18 protein-coding genes are annotated in these 23,474 nt (G+C 64.0%); 9 read left to right on the top strand and 9 right to left on the bottom strand.

The annotated features are described in order from the left end of the window. The first annotated feature begins 202 nt into the window (after positions 1-202). Complete coding sequence (locus BM154_RS15070) at positions 203-1,183, top strand: sterol desaturase family protein (protein WP_074885685.1); 981 nt, start codon at positions 203-205, stop codon at positions 1,181-1,183. A gap of 187 nt (positions 1,184-1,370) precedes the next feature. Further along, entirely contained in the window at positions 1,371-2,003 is a 633-nt protein-coding gene (locus BM154_RS15075; protein ID WP_074885686.1) for a nitroreductase family protein, read from the top strand. A 132-nt stretch (positions 2,004-2,135) separates the two neighbouring features. On the opposite strand, the gene BM154_RS15080 is transcribed toward BM154_RS15075, so the two are convergent. Then, on the bottom strand, positions 2,136-3,437 hold the full coding sequence (locus BM154_RS15080) for a helix-turn-helix domain-containing protein (RefSeq protein WP_139225465.1): 1,302 nt from the start codon (positions 3,435-3,437) through the stop codon (positions 2,136-2,138). A gap of 350 nt (positions 3,438-3,787) precedes the next feature. On the opposite strand from BM154_RS15080, the gene BM154_RS15090 reads away from it, so the two are divergent. From BM154_RS15090 to BM154_RS15100, 3 genes are all read left to right on the top strand, one after another. Next, positions 3,788-5,191 carry an adenosylmethionine--8-amino-7-oxononanoate transaminase gene (locus tag BM154_RS15090; protein WP_074885695.1) on the top strand — a complete coding sequence of 468 codons (1,404 nt, stop codon included), beginning with the start codon at positions 3,788-3,790 and terminating at the stop codon, positions 5,189-5,191. 83 nt (positions 5,192-5,274) lie between these two features. Next, on the top strand, positions 5,275-5,994 hold the full coding sequence (locus tag BM154_RS15095; RefSeq protein WP_074885698.1) for a 16S rRNA (uracil(1498)-N(3))-methyltransferase: 720 nt from the start codon (positions 5,275-5,277) through the stop codon (positions 5,992-5,994). A 114-nt stretch (positions 5,995-6,108) separates the two neighbouring features. Beyond that, a complete protein-coding gene (locus BM154_RS15100; protein WP_074887103.1) occupies positions 6,109-6,633 on the top strand; it encodes a cytochrome b in 525 nt (174 codons plus the stop codon). A 64-nt stretch (positions 6,634-6,697) separates the two neighbouring features. On the opposite strand, the gene BM154_RS15105 is transcribed toward BM154_RS15100, so the two are convergent. The 8 genes from BM154_RS15105 to pilG form a co-directional block, all read right to left on the bottom strand. After that, positions 6,698-7,168, bottom strand: coding sequence for a chemotaxis protein CheW (locus BM154_RS15105; RefSeq protein WP_074885701.1), 471 nt, complete (start codon positions 7,166-7,168; stop codon positions 6,698-6,700). A 12-nt stretch (positions 7,169-7,180) separates the two neighbouring features. Further along, positions 7,181-8,239: a chemotaxis protein CheB gene (locus BM154_RS15110; RefSeq protein ID WP_074887105.1), complete on the bottom strand. Its 1,059-nt coding sequence runs from the start codon at positions 8,237-8,239 to the stop codon at positions 7,181-7,183. After that, positions 8,236-15,729, bottom strand: a complete 7,494-nt coding sequence (locus BM154_RS15115) for an Hpt domain-containing protein (RefSeq protein WP_074885706.1) — start codon at positions 15,727-15,729, stop codon at positions 8,236-8,238. Before BM154_RS15115 ends, BM154_RS15110 begins: the two co-directional genes overlap by 4 nt. 14 nt (positions 15,730-15,743) lie before the next feature. Then, positions 15,744-16,592 carry a protein-glutamate O-methyltransferase gene (locus BM154_RS15120; RefSeq protein ID WP_074885709.1) on the bottom strand — a complete coding sequence of 283 codons (849 nt, stop codon included), beginning with the start codon at positions 16,590-16,592 and terminating at the stop codon, positions 15,744-15,746. 68 nt (positions 16,593-16,660) lie between these two features. After that, a complete protein-coding gene (locus BM154_RS15125) occupies positions 16,661-18,709 on the bottom strand; it encodes a methyl-accepting chemotaxis protein (protein ID WP_074885712.1) in 2,049 nt (682 codons plus the stop codon). Between the two features lie 82 nt (positions 18,710-18,791). Continuing rightward, on the bottom strand, positions 18,792-19,331 hold the full coding sequence (locus tag BM154_RS15130; RefSeq protein WP_074885715.1) for a chemotaxis protein CheW: 540 nt from the start codon (positions 19,329-19,331) through the stop codon (positions 18,792-18,794). Between the two features lie 43 nt (positions 19,332-19,374). Then, positions 19,375-19,740: a twitching motility response regulator PilH gene (pilH, locus tag BM154_RS15135; RefSeq protein WP_013789448.1), complete on the bottom strand. Its 366-nt coding sequence runs from the start codon at positions 19,738-19,740 to the stop codon at positions 19,375-19,377. Positions 19,741-19,789: 49 nt separating this feature from the next. Continuing rightward, a complete protein-coding gene (gene pilG / locus BM154_RS15140; RefSeq protein ID WP_074885718.1) occupies positions 19,790-20,197 on the bottom strand; it encodes a twitching motility response regulator PilG in 408 nt (135 codons plus the stop codon). Between the two features lie 228 nt (positions 20,198-20,425). Between pilG and gshB the strand changes: the two genes are divergently transcribed. The 4 genes from gshB to ruvX all read left to right on the top strand — a co-directional run bounded on the left by gshB (position 20,426) and on the right by ruvX (position 23,469). Further along, positions 20,426-21,388, top strand: a complete 963-nt coding sequence (gene gshB, locus BM154_RS15145; RefSeq protein ID WP_074885721.1) for a glutathione synthase — start codon at positions 20,426-20,428, stop codon at positions 21,386-21,388. A 102-nt stretch (positions 21,389-21,490) separates the two neighbouring features. Next, entirely contained in the window at positions 21,491-22,387 is an 897-nt protein-coding gene (locus tag BM154_RS15150; protein WP_074885723.1) for an energy transducer TonB, read from the top strand. Positions 22,388-22,456: 69 nt separating this feature from the next. Further along, positions 22,457-23,026, top strand: coding sequence for a YqgE/AlgH family protein (locus tag BM154_RS15155; RefSeq protein ID WP_074885726.1), 570 nt, complete (start codon positions 22,457-22,459; stop codon positions 23,024-23,026). Next, the gene (gene ruvX / locus BM154_RS15160; RefSeq protein ID WP_074885728.1) at positions 23,026-23,469 is read left to right on the top strand and encodes a Holliday junction resolvase RuvX; all 444 of its coding nucleotides are present in this window, start codon (positions 23,026-23,028) and stop codon (positions 23,467-23,469) included. Before BM154_RS15155 ends, ruvX begins: the two co-directional genes overlap by 1 nt. The last annotated feature ends 5 nt before the right edge of the window (positions 23,470-23,474 follow it).

The raw sequence follows: 23,474 nt of genomic DNA on the forward strand, positions 1-23,474 counted from the left end.
GCTGATCGCTCAGCGCCGGAGAAGCCGTTACGTACCGTTAATTAACCGTTATCCAACTTGTCCGAGGTGGCCCTCCCGAGCAGCATCGAGGCAGCCCGGCGAGCATGCCGTCCGACGGGATTGCAAGGAGGAGCGCAAGAGAAAGCGGGGCTGTCCATGGCCTCAAAACAAGAACAAGACAAGAAATGGCGAGGTAATAACCATGACGATGTACAGCATCTGGGAATCAATTGTCGGCTTCTATGAGCCGACATTGGAAATAGTGAGCTTGTGGGCTCTGGGACTTCCCCTTTTCGTTACCGTGATCGCGGTGATGTTCATCCTCTCGCAAAAGTGGCAGGGGCCCCTGACCATACGCACGCTGGCCAACGCCGCCTTTCCCAAGGAGCAATACGATCACGCGTCATCGCGCGTGGACATGTGGAACGGCATCATCCTGTTGTTGCTCGGCTTTCCCCTCGTTGGCGTGATTGCCATCAACGGCATCGCCATCGCTGACAATGTGGGCGCTTATTTCAATACAGCGTTCGGCGCCCGAGATCCCGTTATCACCTCCACCTGGTTGCTCGTCGCCGTCCAGTTCCTGGTGTATTTCATGAGCGTCGACTTCGTGGGGTACTGGGTGCATCGCTGGTGCCATACCAATGCCCATCTGTGGCATCTGCACAAACCCCACCACACCGCCGAGACACTCACGCCCTGGACGCTGTTCCGACAGCACCCGATCGAGTTCTTTGGCCTGAACATCATTCCTGCCGTTGTGGGCGGGGCCTTTACCGGGTTGGTGCTGTACGCGACCGGCAGCCAGGTTCACCCGGGCATGGTGGCTGCCGTCACCACGACGGCTTACATCGCCTTTTTCGTCATCGACGTGTTCTCCCACGTCCATATGCCGATTTCCTACGGGTGGCTGAACAGGATCGTTCTGGCTCCGGTCATGCACAACCTTCATCACAGCATGGAGCCCCATCATTGGGACAAGAACAATGCAGTGATCTTGACGCTCTGGGACTGGATGTTCGGCACCCTCTACCTACCCAAGAAAGGTGAAACCTGGCGCTGGGGATGCAACGAGGACGAATACGGCGCGAACAACCCGCACAAGACCCTCAAGGGCTTCTATTTCGACCCATTCGTGACGCTCTGGCGGCACTTGAGAGACGGCAAGAGCCCCAACCCATGAAGTGCCCGCGCACCTGAAGAACCGGCCCCTGCGAACAGGCGAAGCGATGCGCGTGAGCGAAGGCTGCGGGCCTGTTCCCGGGGGCAGGCCGCCGCTGCCCACCAGCCAGAAGACTCAACGCTTGTGGCCATCAGCATCCAGCCACGCCTGATCTGGCCCAGTGATATCAATTGAAAGGAAAATCAACATGGCATTGAAAGACCAACTGCATTGGCGCTACGCAACAAAGAGCTACAACGGCCGCCAGGTGGAATCGGAAAAGATCGACGCGATCCTCGAAGCCGTACGCCTGGCTCCCAGCAGTTCCGGGCTGCAGCCGTTCAAGGTATGGGTCATCAGCAACGAGGCATTGAAAGCGCAGTTGCAGCCGATCTGCGCCAATCAGCAGCAGATCAGCCAATCCTCTCACCTGCTGGTTTTCGCTGCCTGGGACGAATACACGCCTGAACGGGTCAACGAATTCTTCGAATACAGCAACGGTATACGCAACCTGCCAGCAAGCGTCACCGACGACTACCGGCTGTCGCTGCTCGACTCTTTCGCCAGCATGAGCAGGGAGCAGCACTATTTCCACGCCTCCAAACAGTGCTACATCGCCCTGGGATTCGCCTTGCTGGCAGCGGCTGAACTGCACGTGGATGCCACGCCCATGGAGGGTTTTGACAACCAGGCGGTCGATGCGCTGCTGAACCTTGCCGAACAAGGCCTGGGCAGTTGCGTTCTGTTGGCCCTGGGCTATCGCGATAGCGAAAGCGATTGGTTGGTGACGCTCGAAAAGGTCCGACGCGCCAGGCAGGATCTCTTGGTGGAGATCCGATAGGCTGCACCCAAGTGATTGCAAATGCCTGCGCGAATCGAGCAGGTAGGCAGCAGGCTCTGCGGTTCTTCTCGGCACCTGCAAGCACCTGGAGTGGCTGCCTCACTGCGGCGAGGGGCCTGATCAGTCGCCCCGCTATTGAGCAGGCGCATCAGCATTGCGCGATTCCGGCACGGCCTCGCCACCGGAAGACCGCGCCTCTTTGCCACGCCACATCTGCTCGACGTCGAGGGGACGGGCGATCAGGAGTTTCCCCGATATATTCGAAGGGCCGAATGTGCGTACTTCATAAAGCGCCTCGAAGGCCTCGCTATCACCCAGACGGGCCTCCAGGCGGCCGAGCTCGGCAACATTCGCCGCAAGGTGCCCGGCCTCGACGAGCGCGGGATCCATGACCCCTGCAACCACGACGACATGGTTGCCTGCAGGGCCCGGGAAGCGCGCAAGATACGCATAATCACGGCGCATGATGCCCTGCATGGAGGGCTCGTCCCAGTCGGCCTGGAAACGCTCGCCGCTCGCCTTGTCCACAAGGGTGTCACCGCTCGGCGACAGGGAAAAGCCGGAAATATCGAAGAACGGCTCCTGCAAATCGCCAAGAGTGTCGAGCAACCCGACATAAACGATGTCGTGGTTGCTCAGCATCTCGTTGGTAAAACGTGATGTCGTCACGCTTTTGATCAGGCTGGCATTGCCGGGCCGGGTCAGGGCCACGATCGGTGCCACCGCAGCCAGGGCAGGTGCCAGGCTGTTGGGCAGGTGATAAGCATTCATGTCGACATAGCGCTGGCCCTGGGGCTCGCTCTGCTTGAACCGATCGAGCGCTTCACTGGACACGATACCGGGGTCGGCAATCATGCGCATGACCGCGCCGTCAGCACCGCGCTCGCCAAACACATAGAAGTCACCGGAGACGATCAATACCGGCGCAGGGCTGTCTGTCAGGCCACGCCACAGAATGCTTTGGGTACCTGGGTCATTGGCAGATGCGGCCGTCCACCAGAGCCAGCCCGCGGCATTTAGCACCAGCAAAAGCGCCGCGCCCGCGAGATACCGCCAACCGAGGACACTTCGCCGCGAATGATCGAGGCGTCCATCCGCCTCGTCGGGAACGACCACGACCAGGCGATACTCACCACGGGGCAGGACCAGCCGCTCCCCCCGCTCATCTGCCGGTGCCGCCTCCAGTTTCTTTCGCAGCCGGTGAACATGCACGCGCACCGTTGCATCGACAGCAAGATCCGCATCGCTGGTACGACCAAACACGACGCGGGCAATCTCGATCTCCTTGGTGGCAGTCGCCGTCAGCGATCGTTCGAGGAGAAACTCGAAGAGGCGAATCATCCGGCGCGATTTGCCGAGCAGCCCGCTTTCTAAAATTCGTTGTGCGTGGGCGGCGAGTCGCTGCTCTTCGCCCCCATCCTGCAGCTCATCCATTTCACGCCCCTGCTGCTCGTGATGGCATTGAACATGCGCCAATGGCCCGTTGCTCGACTTATGTTGCCGAGATCACGATCCGCTGTTCCCCGCTCCGGATTGACGGGACAGCCCCAAGCATAGGCGCCAGGCCAGGTACATCCGTATCCCAAATCGGCACATGGCGGTGCTTGCCGGGAAGCGACCTGGCCGCTGGCCGCCATAACCGCTCACGTCCGAGGGCATTCCTGCACGTGGCGGTACCACGCGGCTCCTATCAACCGCCCGGCCTGCTCGCTGCCGCGGCAAATGCGCCGATCAAGGCGAACCTTCTGATAGGCTTGCCCGCTGACCACTGGGAGAGCGACTCGATGAGTAACCAACACTGGATGCAGCGTGACCTGGACGTCCTCTGGCACCCCTGTACACAGATGAAGGACCACGAGCGCCTGCCGCTGATTCCGATTCGCCGCGGCGAAGGCGTGTGGCTGGAAGACTTCGAGGGCAAGCGCTACCTGGATGCCGTCAGCTCCTGGTGGGTCAACGTGTTCGGCCATGCCAACCCGCGCATCGGCGAGCGCATCAAAGAGCAGGTCGATCAGCTCGAGCACGTGATGCTGGCCGGTTTCAGCCACCAGCCGGTGGTCGAGCTGTCCGAACGCCTGGTGAAGATCACACCGCCGGGGCTGAGCCGGGTGTTCTACGCCGACAACGGTTCTTCCGGGATCGAAGTGGCGCTGAAGATGAGCTTCCACTACTGGCTAAACAGCGGCCAGCCTGCCAAGAAACGCTTCGTGACCCTGACCAACAGCTACCATGGTGAAACCGTGGCGGCCATGTCGGTGGGTGACGTCGCGCTGTTCACCGACACCTACAAGGCATTGCTGCTCGACACCCTCAAGGTACCCAGCCCGGACTGCTACCTGCGCCCGGACGGGGTGAGCTGGGAAGCGCATTCGCGCACGATGTTCGCCGCCATGGAGCAGACCCTGGCCGAGCACCATCACGAAGTGGCGGCGGTGATCGTCGAGCCGTTGATCCAGGGTGCCGGCGGCATGCGCATGTACCATCCCATCTACCTGACGCTGCTGCGCGAGGCCTGCGACCGCTACGGCGTGCACCTGATCCATGACGAGATCGCCGTCGGCTTCGGGCGCACCGGCACGATGTTCGCCTGCGAGCAGGCCGGCATCACCCCGGACTTTCTGGTGCTGTCCAAGGCGCTCACCGGCGGCTACCTGCCGATGGCCGCGGTGCTGACCACCGATGACGTCTACGCCGCCTTCTACGACGAGTACGCCACCCTGCGCGCCTTCCTGCACTCGCACACCTACACCGGCAACCCGCTGGCCTGCGCCGCCGCCCTGGCGACCCTGGACATCTTCGAAGAGGACGGCGTGATCGAGGCCAACAAGCGCTTGGCCAAGCGCATGGCCAGTGCCACCGCGCACCTGGTCGATCACCCGCATGTGGCCGAGGTGCGCCAGACCGGCATGGCGCTGGCCATCGAGATGGTCCAGGACAAGGCCGGCAAGGTCGCCTACCCCTGGCAGGAGCGCCGCGGCCTCAAGGTGTACCAGCACGCCCTGAGCCGCGGCGCCTTGCTGCGGCCGCTGGGCAGCGTGGTGTACTTCCTGCCGCCCTATGTGATCAGCGAGGAGCAGATCGATTTTCTCGCCGACGTCGCCAGCGAAGGCATCGACCTGGCCACCCGCACCTCGGTCAGCGTGCCGGTTGGCGACACCCGCTATCCAGGTTTCCGCGACCCGGGCTAAAGGCCGCAGCAAGCCTCTGGTAACAGCAGGGGCGCCAGGTGCTTTAAACTTGGCGCTTCAACTTGCCGCTTGTACCTGCCCTTATGCGCCTTTCCCGTTTCTTTATCGATGCTCCACTCTCTCTCGGCCAACACCAACTGCCCGAAGCCCAGGCCCATTACATCGGCCGGGTACTGCGTCATGCGGCGGGCGACGCGGTGCAACTGTTCGATGGCAGCGGCCAGGAGTTTCTCGGCGAGCTGATCGAGGTGGGCAAAAAGACCGTACGCGTCGAGTTGCGCGAACAATTCGCCGGGCAGGCCGAGTCGCCGCTGCACATCCATCTGGGCCAGGGGCTGTCGCGCGGCGAGCGCATGGACTGGGCAATCCAGAAGGCCACCGAACTCGGCGCCCAGGTGATCAGCCCGATCATCGGTGCGCGCTGCGAGGTACGCCTGAAGGACGAGCGCACCGACAAGCGCATGGCCCACTGGCGCCAGGTGGCGATCAGCGCCTGCGAGCAATGCGGTCGCTCGGTGATCCCGCTGATCAATCCCCCCATCGCGCTGGGCGACTGGCTGCAGCAAGCCCAGGCGGATCTCAAGCTGGTGCTGCACCCGGTCGCCGAGCCGCTGAGCAGCCATGCCAAACCCACCTCGCTGGCCTTTCTGATCGGGCCGGAAGGCGGCCTTACCGACGCCGAGGTCGAGCAGGCCAAACACACCGGCTTCCATGCCGCGCGCCTTGGCCCCCGGGTGCTACGCACCGAAACCGCGCCGGTTGCCGGCCTGGCGGTGGCACAGCACCTGTGGGGCGACTTCTAGGATCCGCCCGGCAGGCCGTCGCGCACGAATGTCGCCCAGGCCAAAGGAAAACCCTGACCGATTGGCTATCATCAGTCCATGGACGCCCCTGCAGGCCGTGATGAGAGCCCGACCATGAATGACCGTTATTCGAGCGCCCAGATCCTGCTTCACTGGCTCAGCGCGCTGCTGGTCATCTGCACCCTGTCGCTGCCCTACGCCCAGGATTGGCTTGCCGATTGGCTAGGCGGCACGGGAGGCGTATTCACCCTGCACAAATCTTTGGGGCTGACGATCCTGTTGGTCACCTCGCTGCGCCTGCTGGTACGTGCTCGCCACGGCGCACCGCAGTTGCTGGCCGATGACGCCCGCTGGCAGCGCACAGCGGCCAAGCTGGCCCATGCCGCCCTGTATGTGCTGTTGCTGTCGATGCCGCTGAGCGGCCTGCTGTTCGGCAAACGCCCGCTGGAGCTGTTCTGGTTGCTGACGATCGATCCACTGGCGGTTTCCGACACCACCCGCGCACTGGCGCGCCAGTATCACTTGACGGCCAAGTACCTGCTGTTCGCGCTGATTCTGGGCCACGCCGGCATGGCGCTCTGGCACCATTATCGACTGCGCGACGGTGTGCTCAGGGCGATGCTGCCGCGGCGCAGCTGAAACCTGAATCGGCGCAAGCGGCTACAACTGAGCTCTCGATCCCAGCGTACCGAGCCGATGCCGATCAGATCAGCTCGGCATCGGCGAGCAACTGCTCCAGCCCTTCCAGATCAGGGATCCGCAGTACCGCGTCATCCACCTTCACGGCAGCCAGCTCCAGCGGCGCAAGCGCCGCGTCAGCCCGAGGAAGATCCTCGCTGACCCGCAGGGAACGAGGAATGCCTTGTACCAGCAGGGCAATGAACTTCACGTTGGCGCGGCCGCCCAGGGCATTGAGAATCGCGATGCGAGCACCGTCGCCCACCACGGCCGCGCCGCCACTGGCCGCCTCGAAGCACAGCAGTGGCAGGTTCAGGTCGCGCCAGGCCACCTGGCCGAGAAACCAGTCCGGCATACCGGCCATGGCCGGCGGCGCCCGATAGGGAATCAGCTCGGCCACCGCTACGTTGGGCAGCAGCAAGGTACGATCGGCCAGCGGCACGACCAGACCAGTCAGGCTGCTGACGCTGTTCTGGGTAACGACGGCTTGGCTCATGAAAACATCCTGTCAGACAACTAACGGGGTAGAAAAAGAAGGCCGACCACTGGCGCACTGCTCGGCGAGGTGCTCGACGAGCGCCGCTGCCAGCTCTCGCGGATCGGCGGTAAAGCTGCTGTAACCGCCCTCACGCAAGCTGTCGGGCATGCTCGAGCAGGCGCAACTGTCAGCTCGCTGCGTCCAGATCATCCCGCCCTGGCGCTTCACGTAGGCGGCGGCGGCACTGCCATCACTGCCCATGCCACTGAAGGCGATCACGCCACTGTTGCCAGCGTAGCGCTGGGCCAGGTTGAGCATCATCTGGTCGATCGACGGGCTGTAGGGTTCCGGCCAGGGCCGCTGGGTGACGTGCATGGCGCCGTCATCGGCAAAGCTCAGCTCGTTGCTGATCGGCACCACCACCACCTCGCCACAGCGCAGGGTGTCACCATCACGTACGGTGCCGACCCGCCACTGGCTATGGCGGCCAACGGCCTGGGGCAAGGTGGCCTCGAAGCTGGGGTCGATGTGCTGGGCATACAGAAAGGCCACCGGCAGGCCACCTGGCAGCGCGTCGAGAAACGCCTTCACTGCCGCCGGCCCGCCCAGCGAGGCCGCCAGCAGCCACACCTGCCGCGCCGGCTCACCGGCCTGCAACGGCGTATTGGCCAACACCGCCGGCAAATCGATACGACCGGGGCGCTGCGCCTCGGCCAGCACGGCCTCCAGGCCACCGCCGCTGGTGGCCAGGGCGGGATCGCCGACCAGTTTCTTCAGTTTGCCGACCAGGCGCCGCTCCCAGCGCGGGTAGTGCTCGGAGCTACGCTCCGGCGCATGGCCCTCGCCAAACAGCACCGGCACCTCGGCATCCGCCATCAGGGTATCGATCAGCGGTAGCTCATCGGACTGCATCAGGTCGACCAGCCACAGGTCCGCTTCACAAGCCTGCAGCGCCGCGTCGTCGAGACGCCCGGGGTCGCTGTTGAGTACCACCTGATAACCATTGCTGCTCAGGGCCTGCTGCAGCACATGGCGCTGCAGCGAGGTGTCGGCGATCACGGCGATACGCGCTGCGCTGGATTGGCTCATGATCGCTTGGTCCATTTCTCGATGGAGCCCAGCAACAGCGACTCCTGGTACGGCTTGCCGAGGTACTCGTTGACGCCGATGCTCATCGCCCGCTCACGGTGTTTCTCACCGGTACGCGAGGTGATCATGATGATCGGCAGGTCCTTGAGGCCTTCGTCGTGGCGAATCAGGTTGGCGACCTCGAAGCCGTCCATGCGCGGCATTTCGATGTCCAGCAACATGATATCGGGGCGATGCTCCTGCAACTGGGCGATGGCGTCGACCCCGTCCTTGGCGGTGAGCACGTTCATGCCGTTGCGCTCCAGCAACCGGCTGGTGACCTTGCGCACGGTAACCGAGTCGTCCACCACCATGACCAGGGTCGGGCGTTCGACCTCGGTCTCGGGCACGCTGCCGGCATCAGCCGACAGCCGCGGCCGCACCTGGTACTGCAGATGTGCATGCAGTTCGCGAATGGTTGCCAGCAGGTCGAGAATCACCACCACGCGGCCATCGCCGAGGATGGTCGCGCCGGAAATCCCCGGCACGGTGGCGAACTGCGGGCCGAGGCTCTTCACCACGATCTCCCGCGAGCCGGCCAGCGAATCCACCTGCACCGCGACCGCATGCTCGTTGGAGCGCACCAGAATCACCGGCAGCGGCAGGCTCTGCCCGACCAACTTGGGATGCTGGCCGTTGTTGAGCAGGTCACCCAGGTAGCGCAGCTCATAGGCTTGCCCGGCGTATTCGAAACGCGGCGCATCGGGGCCGTAATAGCTTTCCAGCTCGTACGCCGAAACGCGCACGATACCTTCGATGGTATTGAGCGGAATGGCGTACAGGTCCTCGCCGGACAGCACCATCAGTGCGCGGTTGACCGACACGGTGAACGGCAGGCGAATACGGAAGGTGGTGCCCTCGCCGATCACCGAGTCGATGCTCATCGAGCCACCGAGCTGTTTGACCTCGGCATTGACCACGTCCATGCCGACGCCACGCCCGGAAATCTGCGTGACCTTCTCGGCGGTGGAGAAACCGGCCTCGAGAATGAACTGCAGGATCTCATGCTCGCCGAGGTCGGCGCCGGCGTCCATCAGGCCGCGCTCGATGGCCTTGCGGCGCACCGCATCGAGGTTGATGCCGGCACCGTCGTCGCTCAGGGTCAGCACGATATCGCCGCCCTCACGCCCCAGTTCCAGGCGAATGCTGCCCTGCTCCGGCTTGCCGGCCTTGCTCCGTACTGCAGCGCCTTCGATACCGTGGTCGACGGCGTTACGCAGCATGTGTTCGAGCGGCGCGACGATGCGCTCGAGCACCGTACGATCCATCTCCCCATCGGCGTTGCCAACGGTGAACTCGACCTGCTTGCCCAGCTCGCTGGCGACCTGGCGCACGATACGCCGCAGGCGTGGCACCAAGCGGTCGAAGGGCACCATGCGCGTGCGCATCAGGCCTTCCTGCAACTCGGTATTGACCCGCGCCTGCTGCAACAGCAGGGTTTCCGCATCGCGGTTGCGCGAGGCCAGGGTTTCCTTGAGGTCCAGCAGGTCGGAGGCCGACTCGAACAGGGCCCGCGACAGTTGTTGCAGCTGGGAGTGGCGGTCCATCTCCAGCGGGTCGAACTCTTCGTAACCGGCGCGCTCGGCCTCGGCCTGGTAGCGGCTGAGAATCTGCGCCTGGGTTTCGGTATCCAGGCGGCGCAGCTGATCGCGCACGCGGTCGATGGTGGCTTCCATCTCGCTCAGGGTGAAGCCGAAGTCGCTGACCTGCTGCTCGACACGACCGCGGAAGATCGAGGTTTCGCCGGCCAGGTTGACCAGTCCCTCGAGCAGATCGGCCGGCACCTTGACCAGTTCCTGCGGGGCACGCCGTGCGGCAGCCTCTTCGGCAGCCACTTCGGCGCGTTGCACGAACGGCAGCACGCGGTTCTCCACCGCGGCCGCCGGCAGCTCGCTGGCGGCGACGATGGACGTCAGCGCACGCGCTACGGGCTGCTCGGGCTCGGCCGGGCGCTCGTCCTGGGGTTGTTGTTGCAGGCGCGTACGCAGCTCGTCGAGACTCTTCTGCAGGCCTTCGAAACCGGACTGCACGTCGAGGAACAGGCTGTCCGGCCAGGGCGCACCCTGGACCTGGGCTTCGGTCAGGTGCTGCTCCAGGTCATGGCTCTGGTCACCGAGCTGCTTCTGGCCCGCCAGCCGCGCACCGCCCTTGAGGGTGTGCAGGATACGCAGCAGGTCATCGATGCAGCTGGCGTCATCGCGACGTTCTTCCCAGCGACCGATGCCGGCCTCCATGGCTTCGAGCAGATCGTCGGCTTCCTCGAGGAAAATATCGAGGATCTCGTCGCTTTCAGCATCGAAGGCGTCATCCGGCGCAGCACTCAGCGGCACCGCCCGGGGCATGCTGAGCTGCTCGTCGGGGTTGGCACGCAAGCGGCGAATGGTCTCGATCAGCTCGTCACCATCCGGCACCTGGCGCTGCGAGCGCACGGCGTCGAGCATTTCGGCAAGGCGGTCGTGGCAGGCATGCAGCAGTTCGAACAGCATCGGGCTGGGGCGCAGACGACCATTGCCGAGGTCCTCGTAGAGGAACTCCAATTCGTGGGCCAGATCGCCGATCTCGCGGATCTCCGCCATCCGCGCACCACCCTTGAGGGTGTGCAGATCGCGCTGCAGCGACTCCAGATCGAGGCTGTTGTCGACGTCATCCATCCAGTGCGTCAGCGCTGCGCCGGCGCTGTCGATGATGTCGAAGCCCTCCTCGAGAAAGATCTCCACCAGTTCGGGGTCACGGTCGCCATGCGCAGCAAGCTCATTACGCGCTTCGGCCGGCTCGACCGGCGCGACGATGGCTGCTGGGACGGGCGCCTCGGGCTCCGGTTCCGGTTCCGGTTCCGGTTCCAGCCACGCTTGCTCGACCGGCTCGGGTATTACCGGCGCCTCGGGCTCGGCGTGCTGCTCGTCCTGGCCGCCGCGCTGGCGGAACTGGCGAATGACCGTGACCAGTTCATCGGCAGGCTGGGCCGGCTGATGCGCCTGCAGGCTGGCAAGCATGCCAAGCAGCAGCCCATGGCCCTGCTGCAGGCTGTCGGTTGCAAAGGCTGAAACGCCGTAGCGGCGGTCCACCAGGCCTTCGTACAGGGCTTCGAGCTCGTGGGCCAATTCACTGATAGGCGTCACACCGGCCATATTGGCACCGCCCTTGAGCGTGTGCATGTCGCGTTGCAACGACGACAGCAGCGTACGGTTGTCCGGCTCGGCCAGCCAACGCTGCAGATTGCCGGCGGCGCTGTCGAGGATGTCCACCGCCTCTTCGAGGAAGATCGACTCCAGTTCGTTATCGTCCGACCCGGCGACTTCAACCGGCTCGTCGAGTGGCTCTTCAGCGTCATCCAGCGCTTCCAGGGCGCGGGTCGCCTCTTCCAGCTCGACTACCTGCAGGCCCGGCACCTCGCCGGACAGCAGTGCCAACTTGGCCGGATCCAACGCTTCGTCGAACAGCGCGCGCAGGGCGGCCACGCGTTCGGGGCTGGCACTGACCTCAAGGCCGGCAGCCACCTGATCCATCATGCTGACCAAGGCTTCGTGGGCCTGCTCGGCCTCATCGAAAAAGCGTTCGCTGACCGCCAGGGTGCCGTCTTCCACGGCGCCATAGACGTCCAGCAAGGCCTCGCACAGCTCGTCGATCTGCGGCAGCTCGGCCATTTCCGCGCCGCGACCGAGGGTGGTCAATTCTTCCAGCAGGGTGTTCAGTTCCTGGCGCTCGGACGGCTGCGCGCGCCAGCGGCGCAGCAGGTCTTCGGCATCGAGCAGGATATCCATGCCTTCGGCAAGGAAGATACTGATCAGCTGCGGGTCGCGGCTCTCGCCATGCTCATCCTGGCGCTGGCTCTGGGCGTGTTCGAGGCGTTGCTGATGCAGTTGCTGAACACGCTCCAAAAATTCTTCGGTACCCGGAATCGGTCGCAGCGGATCGCTTTCCAGCTGGGCCAGGCCCTGGCGGAACAAGGCCTGGGCTTCGACCAGGACCTCGGCTTCGGCGAGATCCAGCGGCAGCAAGTTGACCTTGAACTCCTTGACCATCTTCTCCAGAGGCGCGGCCACTTCGGCCATCGGCAGAATGCCGGCCATGTAGGCGCTGCCCTTGAGGGTGTGCAGGGCGCGCTGCAGGTCATCGGTCACCGGCTGCGGCAGTTCACGGGCGCAATCATCGAGAAAGGCCGCCAGGGTGTCGAGATGGGTTTCCGCCTCGTTGCGGAAAATCTCCAGCAACTGCGGGTCCAGTCCTGCAGCATCTTCGTTTGCCGGTGCGGCAGCCTCGATCTCGCCCGCGGGCTCGGCTACCGCAGCAGCCGGGGCGTCATGCTTTGGGAGGCTCAGGCCCTTGGCCAGGGCGTGGGCGTCGGCCGCCAGGCGGTCGACATCATCACGCTGGCGCTGGGCCTGGGCGGCGAACTCGTCGACCAGCTCGGGCGTGAGCGCGACGACCTGATTGATCACCTGCTTGACCTCGTCACCGGGCTGGATGCTGCGGTCGAGCACGCGGTTGAGCAGGTTCTCGATCGACCAGGCCAGCTCGCCGATGACCAGCGCACGCACCATGCGGCCACTGCCCTTGAGGGTGTGGAAGGCCCGGCGAATCTCGGTCAGCGCCTCGCGGTCGTCGGTGTCGGCACACCAGCGCGGCAGGAATTCGCCGATGGTTTCCAGCACCTCGCCGGCTTCTTCGATAAAGACCTCCCGCAGTTCCTCGTCGATAGGCTCTTCATCGGCAGGCGGCGGCAGCAGGCTGGGCGGGACATCCGCTGCCGGCGGGTTGATCGCCTGCACCGGTGCGGCCATCACGTCGGCCATGGACAGCGGTTTTTCGCCTACCGGCTCCTCGACTGCGGGCGCCTCGGGCAAACCGGGCAGCTCGACTTCCGGCAGTTGCAGATCGTCCAGGTCGACTTCGTTCCACTGCGGCTCGTCGCTGCCATCCAGGTCGAGCGACTCAAGTTCCAGGGGCTGTTCTTCGAAGCCCTGGTTCGGCAGGTCGAGGGCCGGCAGCTCGGCAGCGGTCGGTTCGGCATCAACGGGTTCGAGATCACCTTGCAGCTCGTCGAGCGACCACAGCTCGTCCTCGGCGCGGCTGAGCGGCTCTGGCGCGGCGGCCGGCTGGTCGTCGAGATCGAAGGACCAGGTGTCGTCGGCAATGGAAGCCGGCTGTTCGGCAACCGGTAAAATCTTCGGTTCGCCAAGCTCCAGCGGCTCGGCGGAGAGCAGGAAGCCGTCGTCCTGCTGCGTGGTAACGGGGGTGTCCTCCAGCAGCTCGCCGTCATCCAGCGACCAGGCATCATCGGCCACGGCGGCCTTGGCATCGGCGTAGGAGTCGTCGTCCAGCTCGCTCAGGTCAAGTGCGTAGGGATCAGCCGCGGCATCGGCTTGCCCAAGCGTCGGCGCCTCTGGTTGCTCGTCGGCCAGCGACCAGCTGTCGGCCTCGACCGAGTCGACCAACGTCTCGCTCGCCTGCTCGCCCGGCTCGATTACCTCGGTGTGCAGTTCAGGCAGCTCGGCTGGCTGAGAAGCCTGAGGCTCGGCGGTTTGTTCATCCTGGCCCCAGTGCGTATCGGCCACGTCGGTAGCCGGGTCGACGGGATCACTGGCCGGCTCCAGTTGCTCGAAAGCGGGCTCATCCAGCACGGGCAGTTCATCGGCGACCGGCGCGGCCGCTGCATCCGCCCCGGCGCTGTCGACAGCGGGAGCAGCAAGCACGTCGATGTCGTGCAGCGGATCATCCAGCGGCGCCGGCTCGTCCTCAAGGGGGGCGTCGAGAATCGAAGGCTTTTCCTGCAGCGGATAACCCAGCGCGCCGAGGCTTTCCTCGGCGACGTCGAGAATCAGGTCACCCTGGGTGGCGTGGTCTTCGGAAAGGCGCTCCAGGTAGTACTCGACGCTGGTGATGGCATCGGCCAGGGTGTCGAGGTTCTGCCAGTTCGGCACCGCCTTGCGGGCCAGCAGCTGCTCCTGGATATAGCGGTTGCAGGCATTGAGCAGCGCGGCGGCACGTTCCAGCGGGATCATAGCCAGGCCGCCACGTACCTGGGTCAGCAGTTCCGGCACGCGGGCCAGATGATCGTGGTTCCACTGCGAGGCGATGAACTCGATGATCGCGTCCTTGGCCTGTTCCAGACCGGTGCGCGCTTCCTTGATCACCAGCTGGTGGATCTGCCCGACATCGGTGGTGGGCAGGTGGCTTTCTTCGCGCTTGTTGCCGTCATTCTGGCCGACCATGCCGGTCAGCGTCGCTTCGACATAAAGCAGCGCGCCGGCTATATCCATCAGTACCGCGTCGCTTGGCGACTGGGTGCCTTCGGTGAGGGCGCGCACCACGTCGAGCTGGTCGACGATGACCTTGCGCGGTTGGGCGAAGCCGAGCACGGCCAGGGTATCGGCGATCTGCTTGAGCGGCACCGAGAGGGCCTGCAGCTCGTTGACCTGGGCGCGGTCGCTGCGCACGAACAGGTCGAGGCTGTCCTTGACCCGCACCAACTCTTCACAGAGGGCGCCCACCACCGAACGCATGGCATCACGGTCTGGGCCGGCCAGGCGCGCCCGCTCTTCGTCGACCACTTCATGGTCGGGCAGCGCTTCGTCGAGGTTGTAGCGCTCGCGCAGCACCCTGTTGCGCGGCGACTGCGCCGACGCCTTGGCAACGTAGAACAGCAGGTTCTTGGTGAGTTCGTCCGGCGCGCGCTGGTTGATGCCATCGGCGCCCTGCTCGGTCAGGCGCTTGAGCTCCTTGTCGACCTGGCGCAGCAAGGTACGCACCGAGGTGCCGTTGGCGATGCTGCCATTGGACAGCCCCTCGACGACGCCCGAGGCGATCTGCCAGAGCGACTCGAGTGGTGCGTTCTTGCACAGGGTTTCCAGGCGCGCGAATACCCGCGCCATGTAACCGAGGTTGGTGTCCATGTCCTGCTGGCGAATGACGCCGACCAGCGCTACCTGCAGCATCTGCCGCAACTTGCGCAGCAGCGCCGGCAATTCGGCGGTGCGCAGCTGGGTCAGCGACTCGGCCGACAGCGCCGCGTTACGGGCGGACAGATCCGGGGAGAACAGGCTGGTTTCCGACAACAGCTTCTCGCCCCGCGCCGCGCGCAGGTCGTTGAGCAGCGGCAGCACCACCATGGGCAGATCACGGCGCGCGGTCTGGATGCGATCCAGGTACACCGGCAGCTGCAGGATCGCCTGCATCAGCACTTCCAGGGCTTCGCCCTGGTTGGCCACGCGACCGTCGATCAGCGCCTGGGACAGGTGCTCCATTTCCTCGGCAAGCAGCGCTGCGCCGAAGAACTCGACCATCTGCAGGGTGCCGTGAACCTGATGCACGTAGGTCTGGCAAAAACGCATGCGCGTCGAATCCTGCGGATTCTCGACGAACGCCTCCAGTGCCTGTCGCGCCTGCTTCAGGGTTTCCGCGATTTCGCCCTTGACCCACTCCAGGGCGACATAGTCGTGCCGATCACCCATACACACTCCGTTTCTTAGCCCTTGCGGGTATACGCCAGCACTCGCTCATCGGCCACCGGAAGCATGTCCGGGTGCTGCCAGCCGACCACCTCGCCCACCCCGATCACCAGCAAGCCACCCGGCGCCAGGCACTCGGCCAGGCGGTTGAGGATCTCGCGGCGTCGCCAGCGGCGAAAATAGATCAGCAAGTTCTGACAAAAAATAACGTCCATGCCGGTCATTGGCGCCTTGTCCAACTCCAGCACGTTGAGCCTGGCGCAGCACACCCGTGCGGCCAGTTCCGGCAAAACCTTGAAACGTCCATCGACCTGCCGCGCGAAATAGCGTGCGCGCAACTCGTCATCCAGCGGTTGCAGCCTGCGTTCGTCATAGAGGCCTTCCCGGGCCTTGGCCAGGGCACTGCGGCTGATATCGGTGCCCGTGACACCGAACCGCCCTTCAGGGCCCAGCACCTCACTGGCGCCAATGGCCAGGGAGTAGGGTTCCTCACCACTGGAGCACCCCACGCTCCAGATCGCCAGGGGCTTTTCCAGCCCGCGCTCGCCGCGCCGGGCCAGGTAAGCCTGATACACCTCGAACGACGCCGGATGCCGGTAGAAGCGGGTTTCCTGTACGGTCAGCCGATCCAGCAGGTTCGCCCACTCCACGGCGCCGCGCGGGCCATCGGTGACCTGCCGGTAATAACTGGCGTAGTCGGCGATGCCCAGTTCGCGCATGCGCGTGCTCAGGTTGGTCTGCAGGAATACCCGACGCTGTTCGTTGATCACCATGCCCAGGCGCGACTCCAGCAGCTGCTGCCAGTCGCGAAACTCCGTGGCGGACATGTCCACCACCGGCTGCAACGCCCAGACGCCTGACTGCATGTGCAAACCCTCGCTCGAGCACGCGACTGCCGCCTGGTGCATCGTTCAATGCGCCAGACGGCAGCTGATCACGCCTGCTCGCCGTCGTTTGGCAGGTTGAAACCGGACACCGAATTGCGCATTTCACTGGCCATCTTGGCCAGGTTACCAATGCTCTTGGCGGTGGCGGTGGTACCCGACGAGGTCTGCGAGGTGATCTCCTGAATCACGTTCATGGTGTTGGAGATGTGACCCGCGGACGAGGCCTGCTGACGCGCGGCGTTGGAAATGTTCTGGATGAGCGCGGCGAGGGTCTTGGATACCTTCTCGATCTCTTCCAGGGCCACACCGGCGTCCTGCGCCAGGCGTGCACCACGCACCACCTCGGAAGTGGTCTGCTCCATGGAGATGACCGCTTCGTTGGTGTCGGTCTGAATGGTCTTTACCAGCGCCTCGATCTGCTTGGTCGCACCCGAGGAACGCTCCGCAAGACGCTGTACCTCGTCCGCTACCACGGCGAAGCCGCGGCCTGCGTCACCGGCCATGGAGGCCTGGATCGCGGCGTTCAGTGCAAGGATGTTGGTCTGGTCGGCAATGTCGTTAATGAGGCTAACGATGTCACCGATCTCCTGGGACGATTCACCGAGGCGCTTGATTCGCTTCGAGGTGTCCTGGATCTGCTCACGGATGTTATCCATGCCGGTGATGGTGTTGTGTACGACTTCGTTGCCCTTGTTGGCAATGGCTACGGAACGCTCCGCTACCGCGGAGGATTCCGAGGCGTTCGCCGATACCTGGTCAATCGACACGGCCATTTCGTTGATCGCCGCGGAGGCGCCGGCAATTTCCTGGGCCTGGTGCTCGGAAGCCTCGGCCAGGTGCATGGCGGTGGCCTGGGTTTCCTGGGCGGCGCCAGCCACCTGCACGGCGGTCATGTTGATCGTCGCGACCAGGTCGCGCAGCTGGTCGATGGAGTAGTTGATGGAGTCGGCGATGGCACCGGTGAAGTCCTCGGTAACCGTCGCCGCCACCGTCAGGTCACCGTCGGCGAGGTCGGCGATCTCATCGAGCAGACGCAGAATCGCGGTCTGGTTACGTTCGTTCTTCTCGGCGGTTTCGGCCAGTCGACGGTTGGTCTCCTGCACCATCAGCAGGCCGATGATCAGAATCGAGCCCAGCGCCAGAGCGCCCAGCACATAACCGGCGATGGTGTTCAGCGAACGGCCGGCGGCCAGTCCTTCGAACCCCTCGGACAGGCTAGACGCCTTGTGCAGCAGGGTCTGCGACACGGTGAAGATAGTGTTGGCCGACTCACGGACCTGGAACAGCTCCGGCGAGGTTTCGAGGATCTCGTCCACGGAACCGGAAATGAATTCGAACAGCTCGGAAATCTCCGCCAGACGCTCCAGGGCTTCCTGGTCGCTGACCTTGGTGATTTCCATGGCCGCATTGCCTTCCTGCATGGCGCTCAGTACACGACCGAACAGGCTGGCGTCGCGGCCGAACATGTCGGCAGCCTGCACCGAATCCTGGTCACCGGCGAGCACCTTGTTAACCGAACCGAGAATCCGTTCGGCCAGCAGCGACTGACGCTGGGCAACCGAGACCTGGGCAGCCGGCGCACCGCTTTCCAGCAGGATGTCGACGACCTCTTCGTACTCGACCTGTAGCTGCGGAATGGTTTCCGCCAGGGTGGCGGCAACCTGGTGCAGCGACAGCACGGTCTGCTCGCTGGCCAGGATGGCATCGGCGTTCTGACGCAGGGTGTCCCAGTCCTGCTGCACGGCGGCTATCTGCGGCTGCACCGAGGCAGGCGCGGCGGGCAGGCCGGTCTGCGGATCGCCATCGGTCATGTAGGCCCAGCGCGTCTGGAAGTCGTTGCGCGCGTCGCGCAGCAGGGCGAAGGCTTCGGCCTTGCCCGCCGCCGATTCGGTGGCATCCTTGGCGATACGCTGGGACAGCACGCGCAGCTCGCCGGCATGGCCGAGGTACTCGGTGTCGTAGTTACTCTGCGTATTCATGTACGCGAAGTTGGCGAACAGCATCACGATCGAAACGATCAGGACGACGAACAGCCCCGCCACGAGTGCGCCGACCCGTGTCCCCGCCAGCACGTTGTTGGAGATTACTTTCTTCATTATCTGGCCCCCGCCTGGACCCTACCGCACTTCGAATTCCATCTAACGTCAGAAGGCTGGCTACGCCGCCCCCACCGAAAAGCTATCTGTATGCCACGTCGATAAACTCTGGAGCCTGGGCCAGCGCGTGAGGGCTGAACACCAACCAGGGCTGTTCGCGCTGGAACACACCGTGAATGAATGGCGCGATGGGCGCCTCGAGCACCGGCAACTGCTCGGAAAAGGTATCCACCGCAAAATGCTGCATACCGAACACCTCGTCGACCGTCAGGCCCGCGAAGATGTCCTGATGATCGACCACCAGCACCCGCCGCTGCTTGCGCAGGGGCGACAGCTCGCCGCCGAAGAAGCCACACAGGTCCATCACCGGCAGCAATCGTCCACGCACGTTGGCCACCCCCTTGACCCAGCTTTTCACGCCGGGCAGCAGGGTATGCCGTGGTTCGTGCAACACCTCACCGACCTCACCCATCGGTGCGACGAAAAACCGCTCGCCCATGCGAAAGCCAATACCGCTCCAGGTCTGCACCGCCACCTGCTGCGACGGCAAGCCTGCGGCCATCGCTCGGCAACGCTGCTCGATGTCGAGAAGGATCTGAAAGGGGGTGCGTGCCTCTGACATGCCTGTCGTGACCTTCTTGTTATGTCGTGTCGTGCTGCGCGGCTTAGCCTGCGAGCACCGCGTTGAGTGTTTTCAGCAGCGTAGCTTCGTCCACCGGCTTGGTCAGGTAATCCTTGGCGCCCTGGCGCTTGCCCCAGACCTTGTCGGTTTCCTGGTCCTTGGTGGTGACGATGATCACCGGGATGTGACTGGTTTCGGCATCCTTGGTCAGTTGCCGGGTAGCCTGGAAGCCATTGAGCCCAGGCATGACGATATCCATCAGCACCACATCGGGTTTTTCCTGGCGTGCCAGGGCGACGCCGTCGGCGCCATTTTCGGCCTTGAGTACCTGATGCCCGTGTTTTTCCAGCATGGCGGTCAGCTTGTACATTTCGGTCGGCGAGTCATCAACAATCAGAATTCGAGCCATGATGTTTCCCAATACATGAAGAAGAGGCGGTTATAGCGACAGCCGGGCGTCAGGACGCTTGCTCGACCGGAGAGAACTCCGGCACGTGGGCCTTGATCGCGCCGAGCAGCTCTTCCTTGCTGAATGGCTTGGTCAGGTATTGATCAGAACCGACGATGCGCCCCTTGGCCTTGTCGAACAGACCGTCCTTGGACGACAGCATGATAACTGGCGTGGACTTGAAGGCACTGTTGTTCTTGATCAATGCGCAGGTCTGATAGCCATCGAGACGCGGCATCATGATGTCGACGAAGATGATGTTCGGACGGGTGTCGGCGATCTTCGCCAGGGCATCGAAGCCATCCACAGCGGTGATCACATCACAGCCCACCTTTTTCAGCAGGGTTTCCGCTGTACGACGAATCGTCTTCGAATCGTCGATCACCATCACCCTCAAGCCTTCCGAATGCTGTTCCATGTCTGCCCTGCCACCACTACGGTGAGTCGTTGTATTACGCCATATCCAGTGCGCCGGAGGCCCTGAAACCAATGGCCCCGGCCCATCGCTGGGCCTTTTTAGCACACTCTCCACATGCAAGCCATCGGCCTGGTCGCCCTTGACCACCGGCCCCGTCAGCGCCACCCTTGGCGCCCATCCCTGCTACCTTCGCGGCTGCTTCGCACCGCCCTCTACGGAGATACCTCAATGAGCGTTCGGCTCGGCATCGTCATGGATCCCATCGCACAGATCGCCTACAAGAAGGACAGCTCGCTGGCCATGCTGCTGGCTGCCCAGGCACGCGGCTGGAGCCTCTTCTATATGGAGCAGAAGGATCTCTACCAGGCCGCCGGTGTGGCTCGCGGCCGTACCCGCCCGCTCAAGGTGTTCGCCAATCCCCAGCACTGGTTCGAGTGCGGCGAAGAGCAGGACATGCCCCTGGCCGAACTGGATGTGATCCTGATGCGCAAGGATCCGCCCTTCGATAACGAATTCGTCTATTCAACCTACCTGCTCGAACAGGCCGAGGAAGCCGGGACCCTGGTGGTCAACCGCCCCCAGAGCCTGCGCGACTGCAACGAGAAGTTCTTTGCCACGCGCTTCCCGCAGTTCACGCCGGAAACCATCGTTAGCCGCAGACCCGACATTCTGCGCGATTTCGCGCGACAGCACCGTGACATCATTCTCAAACCCCTCGATGGAATGGGCGGATCGATGATCTTTCGTCACCGCGAAGGCGACCCCAACCTCTCGGTGATCCTCGAAGCCCTCACCGCCCACGGCAGCCAGCAGATCATGGCGCAACGTTACCTGCCGGCCATCGTCGACGGCGACAAGCGCATTCTGATGATAGACGGTGAACCGGTGCCCTACTGCCTGGCGCGCATTCCGGCCAGCGGCGAAACCCGTGGCAACCTGGCCGCCGGTGGCCGCGGCGAAGCGCGACCGCTAACCGAACGTGATCGCGAGATCGCTGCAGCGGTGGGCCCGAGCCTGCGCGAGCGCGGCCTGCTGTTCGTCGGCCTGGACGTGATCGGCGACCGCCTTACCGAGATCAATGTCACCAGCCCGACCTGCATTCGTGAGATCGATGCGGCCTTCGACACGCGCATCGGCGAACAGCTGATGGACAAGATTGCCGAAAAGCTCAATGCGCGGAGTGCTTCATAGACTTTTGCACATCGCCTCGGCAGACTGCGCGGCAACCCAGGGTCTGCTGACGTTTCAGCACGCCCGTGCCGAACCGCTGACAGACCCTGACGACAGATAGTGATGAACGCCACAGCCACCCCACCCGATCTCACCCCCTCCGGCGTTCGCCCGGCGGATCGGCTGGGGTTCACCCTGTTCCTGGCGGCGGTGCTGCACGCCGCGCTGATTCTCGGCGTGGGCTTTACCTTTGCCGAGCCCGGGCAGATCAGCAAGACCCTGGAAATCACCCTGTCCACCTTCAAGAGCGATGAAAAGCCCAAGGAGGCGGATTTCCTCGCCCAGGACAACCAGCAGGGCAGCGGCACCCTCGACAAGAAGGCGGCACCGACCACCACCGAGCAAGCGCCTTTCCAGGACACCGAAGTGCGCAAGGTGACGCCCGCCGCCGCGCCGCCGCCACCGGCGGTGAAGCCCGAGGCCCCCAAAGCCGCAGTGACCACCCGCGCGCCCCAGGCGCAAAAGGCGCCGGCCAAGCGCGAGGAAACCAAGCCGACGCCGCCGAGCCCGGAGGCGCCATCCTTCGACAGCGCGCAACTGTCCGCCGAGATCGCCAGCCTGGAAGCCGAGCTGTCCGATCAGGTGCAGCAGTATGCCAAGCGGCCGAAGATCCACCGCCTCAACGCTGCCTCAACGATGCGCGACAAGGGCGCCTGGTACAAGGACGAGTGGCGCAAGAAGGTCGAGCGCATCGGCAACCTCAACTACCCGGACGACGCGCGGCGCCGGCAGATCCACGGCAGCCTGCGCCTGTTGGTGTCGATCAACCGCGACGGCAGCCTGTATGAAGTGATGGTGCTGGAATCCTCCGGCGAGCAGGTGCTCGACCAGGCCGCCATGCGCATCGTCCGTCTGGCCGCGCCCTATGCTCCCTTCACCGGCGACCTGGCCGACATCGACCGCCTGGAGATCATCCGCACCTGGCGCTTCGAACGCGGCGACCGCCTGTCGAGCAATTGACAGGGCCTAGCGTTCCTTGGCCGTACATGCAGCTTGTAGCTTGCGCCGCGCAGCTTCAAACTAGCGGCCATGAAAGACGCCAGCCCGAGCATTCTCAAGCATCATTTTCTGATCGCCATGCCGCACATGGACGATCCGAATTTCGCGCACACGGTCATCTACCTGATCGATCACAACGATCAGGGCGCCATGGGGCTGGTGATCAATCGCCCCAACGGCCTGAACCTGGCAGACGTGCTCGAGCAGTTGCGCCCCGATAGCCAGCCTGCGGTGCTCTGCCAGAGCCTGCCGATCTTCAGCGGTGGCCCGGTACAGACCGATCGCGGCTTCGTGCTGCATCCCAAAGGCCCACATTTCCAGGCCACCGTGGACCTCGGTGAACTGAGCCTGTCGACCTCCCAGGACGTATTGTTCGCCATTGCCGAAGGCCACGGCCCGGCCAATCATCTGATTGCCCTCGGCTATGCCGGCTGGGGCGCCGGCCAGCTGGAGGCAGAGCTGGCCGACAATGCCTGGCTGAGCTGCCCGGCAGACCAGGCAATTCTCTTCGAGACGCCCTACGACCAGCGCCTCGGCGCTGCCGCGGCGCTGCTCGGCATCGACCTCAACCTGCTTACCGCCCAGGCGGGGCACGCCTGATGGCCGAAGTCGATAAACAATCCCTGCGCCTGTTGCTTGGCTTCGACTACGGCACCAAGCAGATCGGCGTCGCCGTCGGCCAGCCTATCACCGGTTCGGCCCGCGAACTGTGCATCCTCAAGGCACAGAATGGCGTGCCGGACTGGCAGAAGGTCGAGGCGCTGATCAAGGAATGGCAACCCGATGCCATCGTCGTTGGCCTGCCGCTGAACATGGACGGCACACCGAGCGACATGAGCGAGCGCGCCGAGAAGTTCGCCCGCCGCCTCAATGGCCGTTTCAACCTGCCGGTCTTCACCCACGACGAACGCCTGACCACCTACGCCGCCAAGGGCGAGCGCCTGCAACAGGGGCAGACCGGCGGTTACCGCCAGCGCCCGGTCGACGCCCTGGCTGCCGCCCTGTTGCTGCAGGGCTGGCTGGAAGAAAACAGCCCGGGCTGAGCAGT

The sequence above is a fragment of the Phytopseudomonas argentinensis genome (genome assembly GCF_900113905.1).
Taxonomy (GTDB): domain Bacteria; phylum Pseudomonadota; class Gammaproteobacteria; order Pseudomonadales; family Pseudomonadaceae; genus Aquipseudomonas; species Aquipseudomonas argentinensis.